This is a genomic window from Pseudomonas syringae group sp. 247E2, assembly GCF_032587795.1.
Lineage (GTDB): Bacteria > Pseudomonadota > Gammaproteobacteria > Pseudomonadales > Pseudomonadaceae > Aquipseudomonas > Aquipseudomonas amygdali.
In genome coordinates this window covers 450,751-465,356 of record NZ_JAWHPK010000008.1, presented here as the reverse complement: position 1 = coordinate 465,356, position 14,606 = coordinate 450,751, and the positions used below count along the sequence as shown (strand labels likewise).

The 14,606-nt window shown below is 59.0% G+C and carries 12 protein-coding genes; 3 read left to right on the top strand and 9 right to left on the bottom strand.

What is annotated here, in order from left to right:
• Positions 1–33 precede the first annotated feature (33 nt).
• The 3 genes from RYC18_RS09330 to RYC18_RS09320 all read right to left on the bottom strand — a co-directional run bounded on the left by RYC18_RS09330 (position 34) and on the right by RYC18_RS09320 (position 2,468).
• Positions 34–678 (bottom strand): TetR/AcrR family transcriptional regulator, encoded by a 645-nt coding sequence (locus RYC18_RS09330; protein WP_002553968.1) that lies wholly within the window; start codon positions 676–678, stop codon positions 34–36.
• Positions 679–762: 84 nt separating this feature from the next.
• Positions 763–1,923, bottom strand: coding sequence for an MFS transporter (locus RYC18_RS09325; protein ID WP_316885439.1), 1,161 nt, complete (start codon positions 1,921–1,923; stop codon positions 763–765).
• Between the two features lie 5 nt (positions 1,924–1,928).
• Positions 1,929–2,468 carry an N-acetyltransferase family protein gene (locus tag RYC18_RS09320; protein WP_316885437.1) on the bottom strand — a complete coding sequence of 180 codons (540 nt, stop codon included), beginning with the start codon at positions 2,466–2,468 and terminating at the stop codon, positions 1,929–1,931.
• A 103-nt stretch (positions 2,469–2,571) separates the two neighbouring features.
• Here RYC18_RS09320 and RYC18_RS09315 point away from each other — a divergent pair, with 103 nt between their 5' ends.
• The 3 genes from RYC18_RS09315 (at position 2,572) to solA (ending at position 6,933) form a co-directional block, all read left to right on the top strand.
• Complete coding sequence (locus RYC18_RS09315) at positions 2,572–3,468, top strand: LysR family transcriptional regulator (RefSeq protein WP_005745680.1); 897 nt, start codon at positions 2,572–2,574, stop codon at positions 3,466–3,468.
• 273 nt (positions 3,469–3,741) lie between these two features.
• Positions 3,742–5,325 carry an aldehyde dehydrogenase (NADP(+)) gene (locus RYC18_RS09310; RefSeq protein WP_316885434.1) on the top strand — a complete coding sequence of 528 codons (1,584 nt, stop codon included), beginning with the start codon at positions 3,742–3,744 and terminating at the stop codon, positions 5,323–5,325.
• 432 nt (positions 5,326–5,757) lie between these two features.
• Positions 5,758–6,933: an N-methyl-L-tryptophan oxidase gene (gene solA / locus RYC18_RS09305; protein WP_316885432.1), complete on the top strand. Its 1,176-nt coding sequence runs from the start codon at positions 5,758–5,760 to the stop codon at positions 6,931–6,933.
• A 10-nt stretch (positions 6,934–6,943) separates the two neighbouring features.
• On the opposite strand, the gene RYC18_RS09300 is transcribed toward solA, so the two are convergent.
• The 6 genes from RYC18_RS09300 to RYC18_RS09275 form a co-directional block, all read right to left on the bottom strand.
• Positions 6,944–8,293, bottom strand: coding sequence for a TolC family outer membrane protein (locus RYC18_RS09300; protein ID WP_005745684.1), 1,350 nt, complete (start codon positions 8,291–8,293; stop codon positions 6,944–6,946).
• A 1-nt stretch (position 8,294) separates the two neighbouring features.
• A complete protein-coding gene (locus tag RYC18_RS09295) occupies positions 8,295–9,632 on the bottom strand; it encodes an HlyD family type I secretion periplasmic adaptor subunit (protein WP_005745685.1) in 1,338 nt (445 codons plus the stop codon).
• Complete coding sequence (locus RYC18_RS09290; RefSeq protein ID WP_316885428.1) at positions 9,629–11,419, bottom strand: type I secretion system permease/ATPase; 1,791 nt, start codon at positions 11,417–11,419, stop codon at positions 9,629–9,631. Before RYC18_RS09290 ends, RYC18_RS09295 begins: the two co-directional genes overlap by 4 nt.
• Before the next feature lie 80 nt (positions 11,420–11,499).
• Complete coding sequence (locus tag RYC18_RS09285; protein WP_316885427.1) at positions 11,500–11,883, bottom strand: protease inhibitor Inh/omp19 family protein; 384 nt, start codon at positions 11,881–11,883, stop codon at positions 11,500–11,502.
• Between the two features lie 58 nt (positions 11,884–11,941).
• Positions 11,942–13,372, bottom strand: a complete 1,431-nt coding sequence (locus RYC18_RS09280; RefSeq protein ID WP_316885425.1) for a serralysin family metalloprotease — start codon at positions 13,370–13,372, stop codon at positions 11,942–11,944.
• 486 nt (positions 13,373–13,858) lie between these two features.
• Positions 13,859–14,530: a Bax inhibitor-1/YccA family protein gene (locus RYC18_RS09275; RefSeq protein ID WP_002553978.1), complete on the bottom strand. Its 672-nt coding sequence runs from the start codon at positions 14,528–14,530 to the stop codon at positions 13,859–13,861.
• Positions 14,531–14,606 lie beyond the last annotated feature (76 nt).

Here is a 14,606-nt window from a genome sequence, read left to right as displayed (position 1 = left end):
AGCTGACTGAAGGGTAAACGGACAAATAAAGGCTCAGGGACGAGCCCTTACCGCTGCATCGACCTGCGCAATGTAGGTATCGAAACACTCGACCAGGTCCACCTGATCGGGAAAGCGTAACCACTGAATCTGCAAGCCATCCATCATCGCCAGAATCTGCCGGATGATCTTGTCCAGATCCACATCCGCACGCACCTCCCCGCGCTCCACCAAACCTGCAAACTGTCCCATCAAGTGCGCGTGAATACGCTCGTAGCGCGTCTGGAACCATTCAAAGGCTGGCTGGTTTTCCAGCAGACTTTCAGCATTGAGAATCGAAAAGGCACGCACCACGCCGGGCGCCGTGGCGTTTGAACGGTTGATTGCGCGCAGGCCGCCAAGCAGGCCGGTCAACGTGTTGTCGGTGCGCACCTCGGCAGCAATTCGGCTATTGACCTCATCGCGTCGGTCCAGCACGCCCATCAACAGCGAAATCTTGCTGGGAAAATGGTGCAGCAGCCCGGCGACGGAAATACCGACGATGGCTGCTACCTTGGCCACCGAAGCGCCGGTATAGCCCTCAAGGGAAAACACTTGCAAGGCCGCATCAAGCAGCTCTTTGCGGCGCTTTTCACCCTTTGGCGCGCGCCGCTGCCGGGTGACTGCCGTGCCCGTTTCCGTGGGGTCATGCAGAGTCATATCAGGCTCCTTCTTGAACAGCCGCGTACCCTAACCATTCAGGCGACTACTGGCAACGCTATTGAACCGGATTGTTGGACAATTTCATTTTGCGCGGCCATTTAGATTCAATGCAATTGCCACTGTAATCAACACCAGGCTGATCGCCAGCGACAACCACAGCAGGCCGCTGCCGCCCTGCGCTTCACGCACCCACGCAAAAAACCACGGAGCGCCAGCTGACAGCAGAAAGGCAGGAGCCAGCAATCGGCCCTGCAGGTGTACGTAATGCGAATGTGCAAACAGCTCAAAGGGTAGATTCGCCCTCAGCAATGTGGCCAGCCCGTTCATCGCGCCATAACCGAACAGGAACATGCAGGCCAGCAGGGTATGGCCCTGACTGAGCAGCCCCAGGGTAAAACACAGCACCATTCCGGCAGCGACCCAAACATTCAGGCGCAGCGCTGGCATCGACTGCGCCAACAAAGCCTGCGCCAGACGCGCGCAGGTCTGACCGATGCCCCACAGCGCTGCCAGCACGACCGGCACACCCAAACCGGCCAGCAACGCGGGTAAATGGGCAGACAAGCCGGCTGACAGGAACGCGATCAGGGACATGCTCAGGGCGTAGCCGAACTGAGGTATCCAGGCCGTGGTGTCAGCGGGCGCAGGCGCGGCTGGCCCGGCGTAAAAGACCGGCAACCGGGAGTCCGGCAGGCCGCTGACCAATAACCCGCTGAGCAATGCCAGGCAGCCGTAGACAGCAACCGCACTACGCCAGCCCAACGCATTCAACAAGCCGTGGCCCAGCGGCCAGAATACCGCCGAAGCCAGCCCGCCCAACAAGGTAATCTGCACCATCAGCGCCCGAGAGCGTGCACCGAACAGCGCTGCCAATGCAGCAAACAGCGCATCGTAAAGTGACAGACGCATGCCGACGCCCAGCACTGCCCAGCCAAAAAACCACGACTGAGGTGTCTCGCACACAGCCAGCATGCAGCAGCCAAGCGCGTTGAGCCCGGCCCCGTATTGCAACACCTGCCGTGCACCGAGACGCTGGAGCAAATGCGCACTGAAGATCGAAACCAGGCCCATGATCAACAGTGCGACTGACAGCCCGGAAAAGACCTGCTGGCCGCTCCAGCCCAGATCATCGGCAATCGCATTGCCGAAAGCCCCCGGCAGATAAAACGTCACACCCCAACTGATCAGTTGCGCGAGCCCCAGTTTGACTACCGCCAGCCTGGACAGATCAGCGCGGTCCACGTCAGTCAGGCCCGCTCGGAAGGTGCACTGCCCGAGCCGTCGCCGAGCATGCGCTGCATCAGCACGGTGTCCACCCAGCGACCGTGCTTGAAGCCGACTGACTCGAATACCCCGACACGGCGAAAACCCAGGCGCTCGTGCAGACGCAGCGACGCGATATTCTCGCTATTGCCGATCACCGCGACCATCTGCCGCCAGCCGCCCTGCTCGCAGCGCTGTACCAGCTCGCCAAGCAATGCCAGACCGATGCCCCGCCCGCCCATACCGTCCCGTATATAAACCGAGTCTTCTACGGTAAAGCGGTAAGCAGGACGCGGACGATAGGGTGTGGCGTAGCCATAGCCGACCACCTCCCCGGCGAGCTCGGCCACCAGATATGGCAGGCCGTTGACGAGCACCTGCGCACGGCGCTGCAACAGCTCGGCGACACTCGGCGGATCGAGTTCGAAACTGGAAATGCCATGCAGCACATGATCGGCGTAGATCGCCTGTACGGCAGGTATGTCTTGATCATACGCATCACGCAGGATAAAGGTCGGGGTCATATCGGGCTCTGGGCAAATGTCGTTGGATGAGTGCAATCATGCCGCTCACCAAACCGTTAAAAAAGCTATGATTTATCATTCACAGCATAAGAAATACTTTGCCATGCGCCGACTCAACCTGAATCACTTGCACACCTTCTCGCTGGTCATAGCGCACGGCAGCTTCTCCGCAGCGGCCGAGCGACTGCACCTGACCCAGCCAGCGGTAAGCCTGCAAATTCGGCAGCTGGAGGACCAGTTGAACCTGAAATTGATCGAGCGCGTAGGCAAGCGGCTCAAGCCCACCTCGGCGGGCACTACGCTGCTGGAGCATATTGCGCGCATTGATGCGGTGGTCGAAGACGCCCTGCTGGAGTTGTCCAGTCACGCCAGCGGCGTTGCCGGAAAGGTTGCGATCGGTACCGGCGCGACCGCCTGCATTCATCTGCTGCCGCCCATGTTGCAGGCACTGCGCCGTCGCTTTGCACAACTGGATGTGCGGGTCAGCACCGGCAACACGGACGGCATTCTCAAGGCTGTGGAAGAAAACCGTCTGGATCTCGCACTGGTGACGCTGCCCGCCTCGGGTCGCAGTCTGCATATCACCCCGCTGCTTGAGGATGAGTTCGTGGCGATCTTCGCCAGCAGCCAGCAGCCGATTGCCGCTGAAATGACCCCGGAGCACCTCTGCGAACTACCGCTGGTGGTCTTCGAAGCAGGCAGCAGTACGCGGCTGCTGATCAATGAATGGTTCTTGCAGGCCGGGATCCGGATAAAACCGGTCATGGAACTGGGGAGCATCGAGGCCATCAAGGAAATGGTTGCTGCGGGCCTGGGCTACAGCATCGTGCCGCGCATGGCGGTTGCTGCAGTCCATCACCGCCGCGGTTTGCAGGTGCTGCAGCTGGTGCCGGGGTTGAGCCGCACGCTGGGAATTGCATTGCGCCAGGACAAACCGGTCAGCAAGGCGTTGCGCCAGGTGCTGGATGCATTGCACAACCTCAACGCTACACCACCTTAAAAGGTCACAAAAGCGCGCCACGATAGAAGCCTGATCGCGCCCATGCGCTATAAAGAGCAGCGGCGCTTGACCTGGCAAATCAGGCCGACAGTTGCATCAGCAGCGAATCAAGTTGTACGATGACTGCCCACTGGTTTTAGAAAAAATGATCGCTGGCCTGCTTTTACACGCCACATCACTGACAATCTGTAAAGCAACTCGGCAACCCATAAGGAGCGCCGGTCCGGATACCTTCCATACCGACCTCCAACCTCAAAACAACAGGAGATACCGATGCCTAACATTCTCGGCCAGAATTTCATCGCTGGCGGCCGCAGCGCTCTTGGCCAAAGCCTGCAAAAAAGTCTGGATGCCACAACAGGCGAAGAACTGCCTTACAGCTTCCATCAGGCTACCGACGGCGAAATCGACGCTGCCGCCCTCGCCGCCAAGGCTGCCTTTCCAGAATTCCGTCAACTGAGCCCGGCCCGTCGCGCCGACTTCCTCGACGCCATTGCCGATGAACTGGATCAGTTGGGTGATGATTTCGTCGCCATCGTCTGCCAGGAAACCGCTCTGCCCCAGGCACGTATTCAGGGTGAGCGCGGTCGTACCAGCGGCCAGATGCGCCTGTTTGCCAAGGTTCTGCGTCGCGGTGATTTCGTCGGTGCACGCATTGACCTGGCCCTGCCGGATCGCAAACCGTTGCCACGCGTCGACCTGCGCCAGTACCGCATCGGTGTGGGCCCGGTTGCCGTGTTCGGCGCGAGCAACTTCCCGCTGGCGTTTTCCACTGCTGGCGGTGACACCGCTGCTGCACTGGCTGCCGGTTGCCCGGTGGTGTTCAAGGCGCACAGTGGCCACATGGCGACTGCCGATCTGGTGGCCAGCGCTATCATCCGCGCCGCAGAACGCACCCAAATGCCGAAAGGCGTATTCAACATGATCTTCGGTAACGGCGTGGGTGAAGGTCTGGTCAAACACCCGGCTATCCAGGCCGTCGGTTTCACCGGCTCGCTGAACGGCGGCAACGCTCTTTGCAAAATGGCCGCCGAGCGTCCACAGCCGATTCCGGTGTTTGCCGAGATGTCCAGCATCAACCCGGTAGTGTTGCTGCCAGGTGCCCTGCAGGCACGCGGCGAAACCGTGGCCAAAGAGCTCGCCGGTTCAGTGGTGATGGGTGCCGGTCAGTTCTGCACCAACCCTGGTGTGGTCATCGGCCTGCGCTCCCCGGCGTTTTCGACGTTCGTCGAACAACTGACCGAACAGATGGGCAGTCAGGCACCGCAGACCATGCTCAACGCAGGCGGTCTGCGCAGCTACAGCAAAGGCGTCGAGCATTTGCTGTCGCATCCGGGCGTGACGCACCTGGCTGGCAAGCCGCAGGAAGGCAAACAGGCGCAGGCTCAGTTGTTCAAGGCTGACGTCAGTCTGCTGTTGAACGGCGACCAGTTGTTGCAGGAAGAAGTCTTCGGACCGACCACGCTGATAATCGAGGTCGCTGACGATGCGCAGTTGAAAGACGCGCTGCTGGCCTTGCGTGGTCAGCTGACTGCGACCGTGATCGGCGAGCCTGCGGACCTGAGCCAGTACAGCTGGCTGCAACCGATACTCGAAGAGAAAGTCGGGCGCATTCTGTTCAACGGCTACCCGACCGGTGTCGAGGTCTGTGAAGCCATGGTTCACGGCGGTCCATATCCGGCAACCTCGGACGCACGCGGTACTTCGGTAGGCACTCTGGCCATCGACCGTTTCCTGCGTCCGGTCTGCTATCAGAACCTGGCCGACAGCCAGTTGCCGGCTGCATTGCAGAATGCCAACCCGCTGGGTCTGCGTCGTCTGGTCAACGGTGAATGGAGCGATCAGCCTCTCGTGTAACAACCATCGCTTGACTCGTAAAAAAAGCAGCGCGACCTGATGAGGGTCGCGCTTTTTTTTGAAAAATATTTCTTTTTTGTGCTTTAAATCGCTTATAGCGGACCTGTTTTCCAGCCTGGTGGCAGCACCATGGAAGTGCAAAACATGAGCTGTTCATAAAATAACCACACAGCTGTAAGCCACGTGTAACAAGGGTTTCAAAAAGTTACCCACAGACATACCCACGATTTCCGTGGACAACTTTTCATCAATTTCGGACCTTAAAAACCCTGAGCAGCGCAAGCGTAAATTTTTACAGGTTCCCCACACCCTCATGTGTGATGGCACTGGCAATGGCCCTTGGGGCTCCGTGACATAACCTTATGCACGTTTGGCGGTTGATTCGGCAGGCTGTCCGGCGTGAAATAAGAGATTTATCGAGGCATTCCGATTATGCAGCAGCGTTGTGAAGTGGCCGTGCTCGGTCTGGGTGCCATGGGTGCAGCCACTGTCTATCAACTGGCGAAGGCCGGAGTCGATGTAATTGGCGTCGATCGCTACGCCCCTCCGCACACACAAGGCTCCAGCCACGGCGATACCCGCATCACACGACTGTCGGTTGGCGAGGGCCCGCAATACCTGCCGCTGGTACGCAGTGCGCACAGCATCTGGCGCGAACTTGAGGCGCTGAGCGGCGAGTCGCTGTTCGAGCAGTGCGGAGTGCTGGTGATGACCTCCAGCCCTGCGTACGATCCTGAGGACAGTAACGACTTCACCCACCAGACCATCGCCCTGGCCCGCACCTATGGCGTGACGCACGAAGTGCTGTCGGCGGCGGCCATTCGCGAGCGCTTTCCCCAGTTCACCCCTGTTCTGGACACCGCCGTTGGCTACTTTGAGCCTGAAGGCGGATTTGTCCGGCCAGAGCGCTGCATCGAGGTACAGCTGCGGCTGGCGAGGCAACACGGCGCAAGGTTGCTGACCCATGAGACGGTTACGCACTTACAGGCACAGGGTGATCAGGTGCGCATTACCACTGACAAGGGCTCGATCATCGCTGACAAAGTCGTGGTCAGTGCGGGCATGTGGTCAGCCGAATTGCTCGGCGCACCGTTCAGCGACCTGCTGCGGGTGTGTCGGCAAAAGCTGTTCTGGTTCGAATTGCAGGAGAATGCCGCTTTTGCACCACGTTCGCCGAGCTTCATTCTGACTCACGGGCCCGGGGAGGATGATGTCAACTATGGCTTCCCGCCCCTGCCCGGTGAAAACAGTATGAAGGTCGCTACCGAGCAATACATTGAAGCATCCGCTGCCGACCAGCTGGATCGCACTGTTACGGCAAGCGAGGAGCAGGAAATGTTCCAGACCCAGGTGCAGGGCAAGATTGCGGGACTGACGCCGAACGTGGTCAAGTCTTCGGTCTGCGCCTACACCGTCACGCCGGACTGCCACTTCATCATCGATGAACACCCCCATCTGAAGAACGTGACAGTGGTTTCGGCCTGCTCCGGTCACGGCTTCAAACACTCAGCCGGGCTCGGGCTGGCCCTTGCGCAACGCTGTATTCACGGCACCAGCGATGTAGACCTTTCAGCCTTCTCGCTGGCGCGTTTCACTGCGCAGAACTGACCAACGACACTCAGCGCGCCACAACGAAGGCCTCGTCAATACGCGCCAGATCGGTGTCGCGCAACGTACCGGCGTAGTAATGCAGTTTGATCCAGGCCATCAAGTAATCGTAACGGGCTTTCGCCAGATCACGCCGGGTGCTGTAGAGCTGCTGTTCGGCGTTGAGTGCGTCCAGGCTGATGCGCTCGCCGCCGAGAATGCTCTGACGTGTCGACTCGACCAGTGCCTGCGCAGAGACCAGTGCTTTCTGATAAGCGCGCAACTTGCTCACCCCTGACGCACAGGCGTTGAACTGGCGACGCAGCTCGATCAGGGTTTCGCGGGTCTTGCCCTCCAGCTCGTATTCCGCCTGCTCGCGCTTGCTGTTGGCCTGACGCACCGAGGCGCTGGTGCCGCCTCCGGCGTACAGCGGCAGACTGAGCTCGATACCTATCGTGTTGGTGTCGTAACGCTGATTGTAAGTGTTGCCGCTGTCCGATTCGTTCTGACGGATACTCGCGTAAGCATTCACCGTCGGCAGATGCCCGGCGCGGTTGCGCTCCACCTCGTATCGCGCCACTTCCAGCGACTGGCGTTGCGAGGCCAGGATCGGGCTGTTGGCCATGGCCAGCGCATGCCACTCGGTAAAGCTGGACGGTGCCAGCACCAGCGCCTGAAAACTGTCTCTCAACGGCTCCAACTGCGCAACATCGATACTCGACTCGCCCAGCAACGCGGCCAGTTCGCGCAAGGCCGCGTCCTGCTCGTCGCTGGCTTCTATCTGCTCGGCAATCGCCAGCTCGTTGCGCGATTCCGCTTCAAGAATGTCGGTGCGGGTACCCTCGCCTTGCTGGAACATTTGCCGGTTCTGTGCAAACTGGCGTTCGAACGCCTGCTGTTTGGCGCGGGCTATATTGATCTGGTCCTGCGCGAACAGTGCCTGGGTATAAAGGGTCAGAACCCGCACCAGCAATTCCTGACTCTTGCTGCGAAAGGTCTCGTCGGCAAACAACGCCTGAGCCAGGCCTTTGCGATAATTGGCGTAGGCTTCGTAATCGATCAGCGGCTGCTGAATCGTCAGGCTTGAACCAAAGCTGTTGTAGTGGCGATGGTCAGTGGTGTCTTCACGGCCGCCTTTGAGGGTGGCCTTGGAGTCGTTGCGCCCTTTGTTGTAGCTGTATGAAACACGCGGCAGCAAGCCTGCACGACCAATCACCCGGTTTTCCAGGCCCGCATCGCGCTCCTTGAGCGCGCCCAGGTAAGTCGGGTCGTTGCGAAGCGCCAGCTCATAGACCTGAAACGGGCCCATCGCATGACTCAATGAAGCAGTGCCCAGCAGGATGGCCGTCAGCAAAGCGGCTTTCAGGGGATGACGAGACATCCTATTCCTCCGTCAACGCGGAGCCGGCACGGTCCAGCAAAGGTTTGAACAGATAATTGAGCAGCGAGCGTTCACCCGTGCGCACAAACATTTCAGCGGGCATGCCCGGCTTGATCACCAGCCCGTTGAGTTTTTCCAGTGCCGCATCGCCCACCGAAGTGCGCAGCACGTAATAGGGCTGGCCGGTTTTCTCATCCTGCATCTGATCGGCGGAAATCAGGTTTACCTCACCGGAAACCCGCGGCGTGCGACTTTGATTGAACGCAGTGAAGAGGATATCGACCGGCAAATGGCTGGCGACCTTGTCGATCAACTGCACCGGCAGACGCCCTTCGACTTCAAGACGTGTGCCCTGCGGTACGATTTCCAGCAGGGTTTCACCGGCACGCACCACTGCGCCTTCGGTGTGCACGCCCAGGTTGACGGCGATGCCATCAGCAGGGGCAAGAATTGCACTGTGCTGCAGACTGAAACCTGCCGAAGCCAGTTGTTGCTCAAGGGTAAGCGCCTTGACCTGGGCATCGGCCCACTGGCTGCGCACTTCTTTCTGATACTCCTCGCGCTGCTGCTGAAGACGCAACCGCGACTCGACGATCCCCTGCTCTATCCGCCCGGTTTCGCCTGCGTTCTGCGCCAGGCTCTGCTGCACTTGAGAAAGCTGGCGTTGAAACTCCAGCAGACGGTTGCCCGGAATGAAACCGTTCTGCGCCAAGGGTTCCAGGTTACTCAGTTGCTTGCGTAGCGAGTCAGCCTGAGCCAGCAGGTCCGATCGAGCGCGGCGCATACCGGCGAGTTGCAGCCCGGCACCTTCGATACTCGCCTGCAAACCTGATTGCTCTCGAGCCAGGGCCTGTCGCCGACTGCTGAACAGTTGCCGCTGGCCCTCAAGCACCAGCGCCAGACGCGGGTCGGGGTTCTGCCCCTGCCCGGCGGCAATCAGTTCTGCGGGAAAGTGCACCTCATCCAGGTTGTCGCGCTCGCTCTGCCAGCGGGCCAGGCTGGCCCAGGCCATTCGATACTGGGCACGCAGCGATTGCACGTCGGCCTCGACCTGAGTCTGATCAAGGCGAAACAGCGGCTCGCCCTCCTTTACCGACTGGCCTTCGCTGACGAGAATTTTGCTGACAACGCCGCCATCCAGCGACTGCACGGCCTTGCGCTTGCCCGACACCACGACGGTGCCTTGCACGGCAATGCCCTGATCCAGCGGGGCGAGACTGGCCCACAGAAAGAAGCTGCCCGCCCCTGCCAGCATGAGAATCCAGCCTGCGCGAACGAAGAACTGCACGCCGCGCTCCTTGCCCGGCACGGCGTAATGAGTGTCAATGGGGCTGTTCATACGTCGGACTGCCTGTTCTGCGTGCCGTACTGACGGCTCATGGAAAGCCCGGCGGGTGCCGAACGAAGTTGCGCTTGTGAGGGTGCAGCGGGTTGCCCCGACAGGGCTTGCAAGACCTGCGCGGTAGGGCCAAAAGCCTGCATGCGCCCCTCACTCAGTACCAGCAGCCGATCAGTCTGGGTCAGTGACGGGGTACGGTGAGTGACCAGTACGACGGTACATCCGCGAGCCTTGAGCTGACCGATTGCCTCAGTCAGGGCAGCTTCGCCTGCAGTGTCGAGGTTGGAGTTGGGCTCATCGAGGACCACCAGCTTCGGCTCGCCATACAGGGCGCGAGCAAGTGCTACCCGCTGTTTCTGACCGCCGGACAACCCGCCGCCGTCATCACTCAGAACCGTGTCGTAGCCCTGCGGCAGACGCAGGATCAGCTCATGAACCCCAGCGAGTTGCGCAGCCGCGACCACGGCACTCGCCTCGCCGCTGCCATCGCCATCACGAAAGCGCGCAATGTTTTGCGCAACGCTGCCGCCGAACAACTCAATGTCCTGCGGCAGATAACCGATGTGCGGCCCCAGTGCCTCGCGGTCCCAGCGATGCATGTCAGCACCGTCAAGCCGAACTGCCCCGCCCAGCACGGGCCAGACGCCGACCAGCACACGAGCGAGGGTCGACTTCCCGGAGCCGGATGCACCCAGCACACCGAGCACTTCCCCGGCCTGCAGTTGAAAGCTGACGTGTTGAACCGTAGGCGAGGTTTTGCCAGGAGGCGCGGCACTGACCTGCTCCACGCTGACCTGCCCGCGGGGCGTCGGCAACGCCATGCGCTGCGCGGGTTCAGCGTAGGTTTTGAGCAATTGATCAAGACGGCCGTACGCCAGACGCGCAGAACTCCATTGCTTCCAGACCGCGATCAACTGATCTATGGGGCTCAGCACCCGGCCCATCAGTATCGAACCGGCAATCATCATGCCCGTAGTCATTTCGCCGCGAATCACCAACAGAGCCCCCAGGCCCAAAACCAGCGATTGCAGGCACAGACGCAGGGCCTTGCTGATCGAACTGATTACCGCGCCTATGTCGCTGGCACGGTTTTGCAAGGCCAGAAAGCGCCCATGCACATCAAACCAGCGACGCCGCAGCGCTTCGAGCATGCCCATAGCCTGAATGGCCTCGGCTTGCTGCAAATGGCGGGAAGCAAGCTGCGATGACTGCTGAGAATAGCCACTGGCTTCGGCCAGCGGTTTGCGGGTCAGCCACTCGTTCAGACACGCCAGCGCCACCAACAAAACGGCGCCGATACTGGCTAGCAGGCCTAGCCAGGGGTCGAAGAGGAAAATCACCGCCAGGTAGATCGGAAACCAGGGCGCATCGAAAAATGCAAACAAGGCAGGCCCCGTCAGAAACTGGCGGATGAACGTCAAATCGCCCAAAGCCTGGCCAGCCTGACGCTGCCCGGCGTGCAGGTTGCTTTCGAACGCCGCCTGATACACCCGCAGGTTGAACCGTCGCTCCAGCTCGCTGCCGATGCGAATCACGACAAAGCTGCGAATCATCTCCAGCAAGCCGATGAAGGCGAAAAACCCGACCACCATCAGGGTTAACATGGCCAGCGTGGTCTGGTTCTGCGATGTTAGTACGCGGTCATAGACCTGCAACATGTAAATCGACGGGGCGAGCATCAACAGATTGATCAGGGCAGTGAAGCAACCCACGCCGATCAGAGCGCTCTTGTAATCCGCCAACGCCTTGTACAGCGGCGGTTGGTTGCCTTGGGGCGACGTACTCATGGTTCTTCCTTGAAAGCCGCGCTTGCGGCCGGGGGACATCCGGGGATGCATTTTTTCCGGGGAATATGATCGCGCAGCGTCTATGGGGCCACGCGTTCCAGCATCAGCACCTCACCATCCGGTAAACGCGCCTGATAATGCTGCTCTCCCATATGGTTGAAGTGGATCAGTCGATTGCCCTCTTTGCCGGTCAACGCCAGGCCATCAGGTGTAGGGAACCAGCCGACTGGCACTTCGTGCAGCCATTTTGCGGCGCAAGCGGGATCGCCCCCCAATTGCGGCATATCGGTATTGAGCTGCAGTTCGCAGGCTTGATCGGCCCGCGCCTTGATAAATAATCGCCACTTGCCGCTCAGTTCGGCGGGACTGGGAAGTTTCAGACTCATGGCCATGCTTGCTCCAGAAATACTCACCAGCAGCGCAAGAGCAGCTGGAGCGAATTGAAAAAAACGGTTGAGTTTCATAGGGACGAACGTTCTCGATCGTGGGCGGATCAACCGACCCGCCCACGAGTATTACCGATTAAACAATGATGTCAGCAGCGACTGCCTGACCGACAGTGCCGACCAGGAAATCGCTCACACCCTGACCTGTGAAGTCGATCGCCAGGCTACCCAGATTGCTGCTCTGGTTGTAGCTGAGGATCGCTTCGCCGACATGGCCGCTGAACGCGTTGACGAACTGCAGAGCGCTCAGCGTGGAAATGGCCGATACATCGATTTTGTCCTGACCGCTGACAAAGTCACGAATCGTATCCTGCGCTGCACGGTTGGAATCGGAACTGGCACCAAACACAAAAATGTCTGCACCAGCACCACCGGTCAGGCTGTCGGCACCGCCACCACCGTAGATGATGTCGTTGCCGGCACCACCTTTAAGGTCGTTGGCAGCGGCATTGCCGATCAACAGGTCGTTGCCCGAACCGCCCACCGCGTTTTCAACCACCACGCCTTTGGCAATTGAAACGTTACCCACCATGCCACCCACGTCCGAGAACGAGGCCGCATTGAGGTTTATCTTCTGGTTCTGGGTGAAACCCGAGAAGTCGAGGGTATCCTTGCCCCCGCCGTCCCACACCGAGAACACCACCTTGGAAGAGGCAGAAGTGGCGCTGTAGAAATCACGCCCGGCGGTGGAGTTGAAACCGTAGACCGTATCACCGGCACGGGTGCTCATGTTCGCGCCATAGAGCTGTTGAACAGCCGCAATATCGTCCAGCAACGGTGCCGAGGAGTACGCGGCAACGCCGCCCTTGACGAAGTTCTGGTCGGTGTTGGACTCACTCCAGTAACTCATGACGCTGTAGCCACGCGTATCTTCTGCGTAGCTGGCATCCTTGTAGGTCGGGTTGCCTTCGCCAGCGTTGTAGTCGCCAGGGTGAGACAGGCCCAGGGTGTGGCCAATTTCATGGGTCAGGGTCTGACGACCGTAATTGCCATTGTCCGGTGTCGTGTTGACCTTGTAGCTGTTATCGACAAGGTACCAGGACTGACCGTCAGTACGGCTGTTGCCGCTGGGCAGATAGGCAAAAGCCGCTCCGCCAGCGCTGCCGTTACTGTAGTTGCCAAAGGTCATGTGCCCGTCGCCGCCGGAAGCCGCCTGGGTAAAGCTGACTTTGGCAACGTCTGCCCAGGATTGCATCGACAATACGGCCTGTGCTTTCTGCTGTGCGTTGAACGCACTGAAAGTCCCCAGCGAATTGTCGAACCCGGCAGGTTTGGCGGTCAGGAAGGTGTATGTGAGGTTGATAGTGCCGTTGCCATCGCGATCAGTCCACGCAGCGTTGTCGCGAAGGATGTAATCGGCGGCCTGATCGACCGAGTACGAAGGCTTGCCATTGATCGTGAGGTTACCGCCACGGTCATACAGGTGAGCGAACGTATTGATCTGGTCGAAAGAGGTGCTGGTAGCAGCAGAGAGTTGAATTGCAGCATTTTCTTTGACTTTCGTCATGACACTTCCTTGTTTGCTGATTAACAGGTTAGGTACGGCGGGACTCCCCCTGTAGCGAGAGAGTCCAGTCACTCGCCTTGTGGTGCGTAATGCATTGAAGCGTAACAAAGCTGACACATTTAGAAATCTTGTGTCCAGCTCTGTTCCATGATGTCAATTAGCCCAAAACGAGGAAGTGCCCACAGGCCTTGGGGAATCGTCCGATATTATTTTTTGTGATGATCAAAAGCTGATAAGTGCTTGAGCAGACGAGGACAATCTTGATAAAGATGACTGATCGGTCAGGTGTCCTACGATGCGTAATTTGACTGGACGGACAGTCTCTGGCCAATCCGGCTTGCCCTTCCCAGGCTGCCGGAAAGGCATATCGCCATCATCTGAGATCCTGACACTTCTTAAATCCCGGAAACGCAAAAGCCCCGAAAGATCGGGGCTTTTGTTTAACGCGTTTGAAGCGCAACGGCCTGAGTACTCAGGCCGAAGTCATCAGTCGTCGCGGCTCATGATGCCGAAAATCTGCAGCAGGCTTATAAACAGGTTGTAGATCGATACATACAGGCTGACCGTCGCCATGATGTAATTGCGCTCACCACCCTGAATAATCGCGCTGGTCTGGAACAGAATGCAGACCGAAGAGAACAGCACGAAGCCTGCGCTGATCGCCAGTTGCAAACCGCTGATCTGGAAGAACATGCTGGCCACTACTGCGCCAAGCAGAACGAAGAAGCCTGCGGTGATGAAGCCACCCAGGAAGCTCATGTCCTTGCGGGTGATCAACACGTAAGCCGACAGACCGCCGAAAACCAGTGCGGTCATCGCGAAAGCGGAGCTGACGACTTCAGCGCCACCGGCCATGCCCAGATAACGATTGAGGATCGGGCCTAGCAGGAAACCCATGAAACCTGTCAGGGCGAAGGTCGAAACCAGGCCCCAGACCGAATCACGCAATTTATTGGTCAGGAAAAACAGACCATAGAAGCCGATCAGTACCACGAAAATGTTCGGATAGCCGACGCGCATCTGCTGAGCGACAAATGCCATGACACCGCTGAAAGCCAGCGTCAGAGCGAGAAGACCGTAAGTGTTGCGCAGGACACGACTAACCTCTAGCTGGTCGGCCTGCATGCCGGTTTTAAGGCTGTAATCCTGTTCGCGCATGGCGAAACTCCTTCCTGTTGAAATGTTGAGTTGCAAAGATCATAACAGAGGCGCTGCAACTGGCTAGTCACAGAGT

Bases quoted from the DNA above. Each gene is read 5' to 3' on its own strand.
- RYC18_RS09330 (WP_002553968.1), bottom strand. From the start codon at position 678: ATGACTCTGCATGACCCCACGGAAACGGGCACGGCAGTCACCCGGCAG.
- RYC18_RS09320 (WP_316885437.1), bottom strand. From the start codon at position 2,468: ATGACCCCGACCTTTATCCTGCGTGATGCGTATGATCAAGACATACCT.
- RYC18_RS09315 (WP_005745680.1), top strand. From the start codon at position 2,572: ATGCGCCGACTCAACCTGAATCACTTGCACACCTTCTCGCTGGTCATA.
- RYC18_RS09310 (WP_316885434.1), top strand. From the start codon at position 3,742: ATGCCTAACATTCTCGGCCAGAATTTCATCGCTGGCGGCCGCAGCGCT.
- solA (WP_316885432.1), top strand. From the start codon at position 5,758: ATGCAGCAGCGTTGTGAAGTGGCCGTGCTCGGTCTGGGTGCCATGGGT.
- RYC18_RS09300 (WP_005745684.1), bottom strand. From the start codon at position 8,293: ATGTCTCGTCATCCCCTGAAAGCCGCTTTGCTGACGGCCATCCTGCTG.
- RYC18_RS09295 (WP_005745685.1), bottom strand. From the start codon at position 9,632: ATGAACAGCCCCATTGACACTCATTACGCCGTGCCGGGCAAGGAGCGC.
- RYC18_RS09290 (WP_316885428.1), bottom strand. From the start codon at position 11,419: ATGAGTACGTCGCCCCAAGGCAACCAACCGCCGCTGTACAAGGCGTTG.
- RYC18_RS09285 (WP_316885427.1), bottom strand. From the start codon at position 11,883: ATGAAACTCAACCGTTTTTTTCAATTCGCTCCAGCTGCTCTTGCGCTG.
- RYC18_RS09280 (WP_316885425.1), bottom strand. From the start codon at position 13,372: ATGACGAAAGTCAAAGAAAATGCTGCAATTCAACTCTCTGCTGCTACC.
- RYC18_RS09275 (WP_002553978.1), bottom strand. From the start codon at position 14,530: ATGCGCGAACAGGATTACAGCCTTAAAACCGGCATGCAGGCCGACCAG.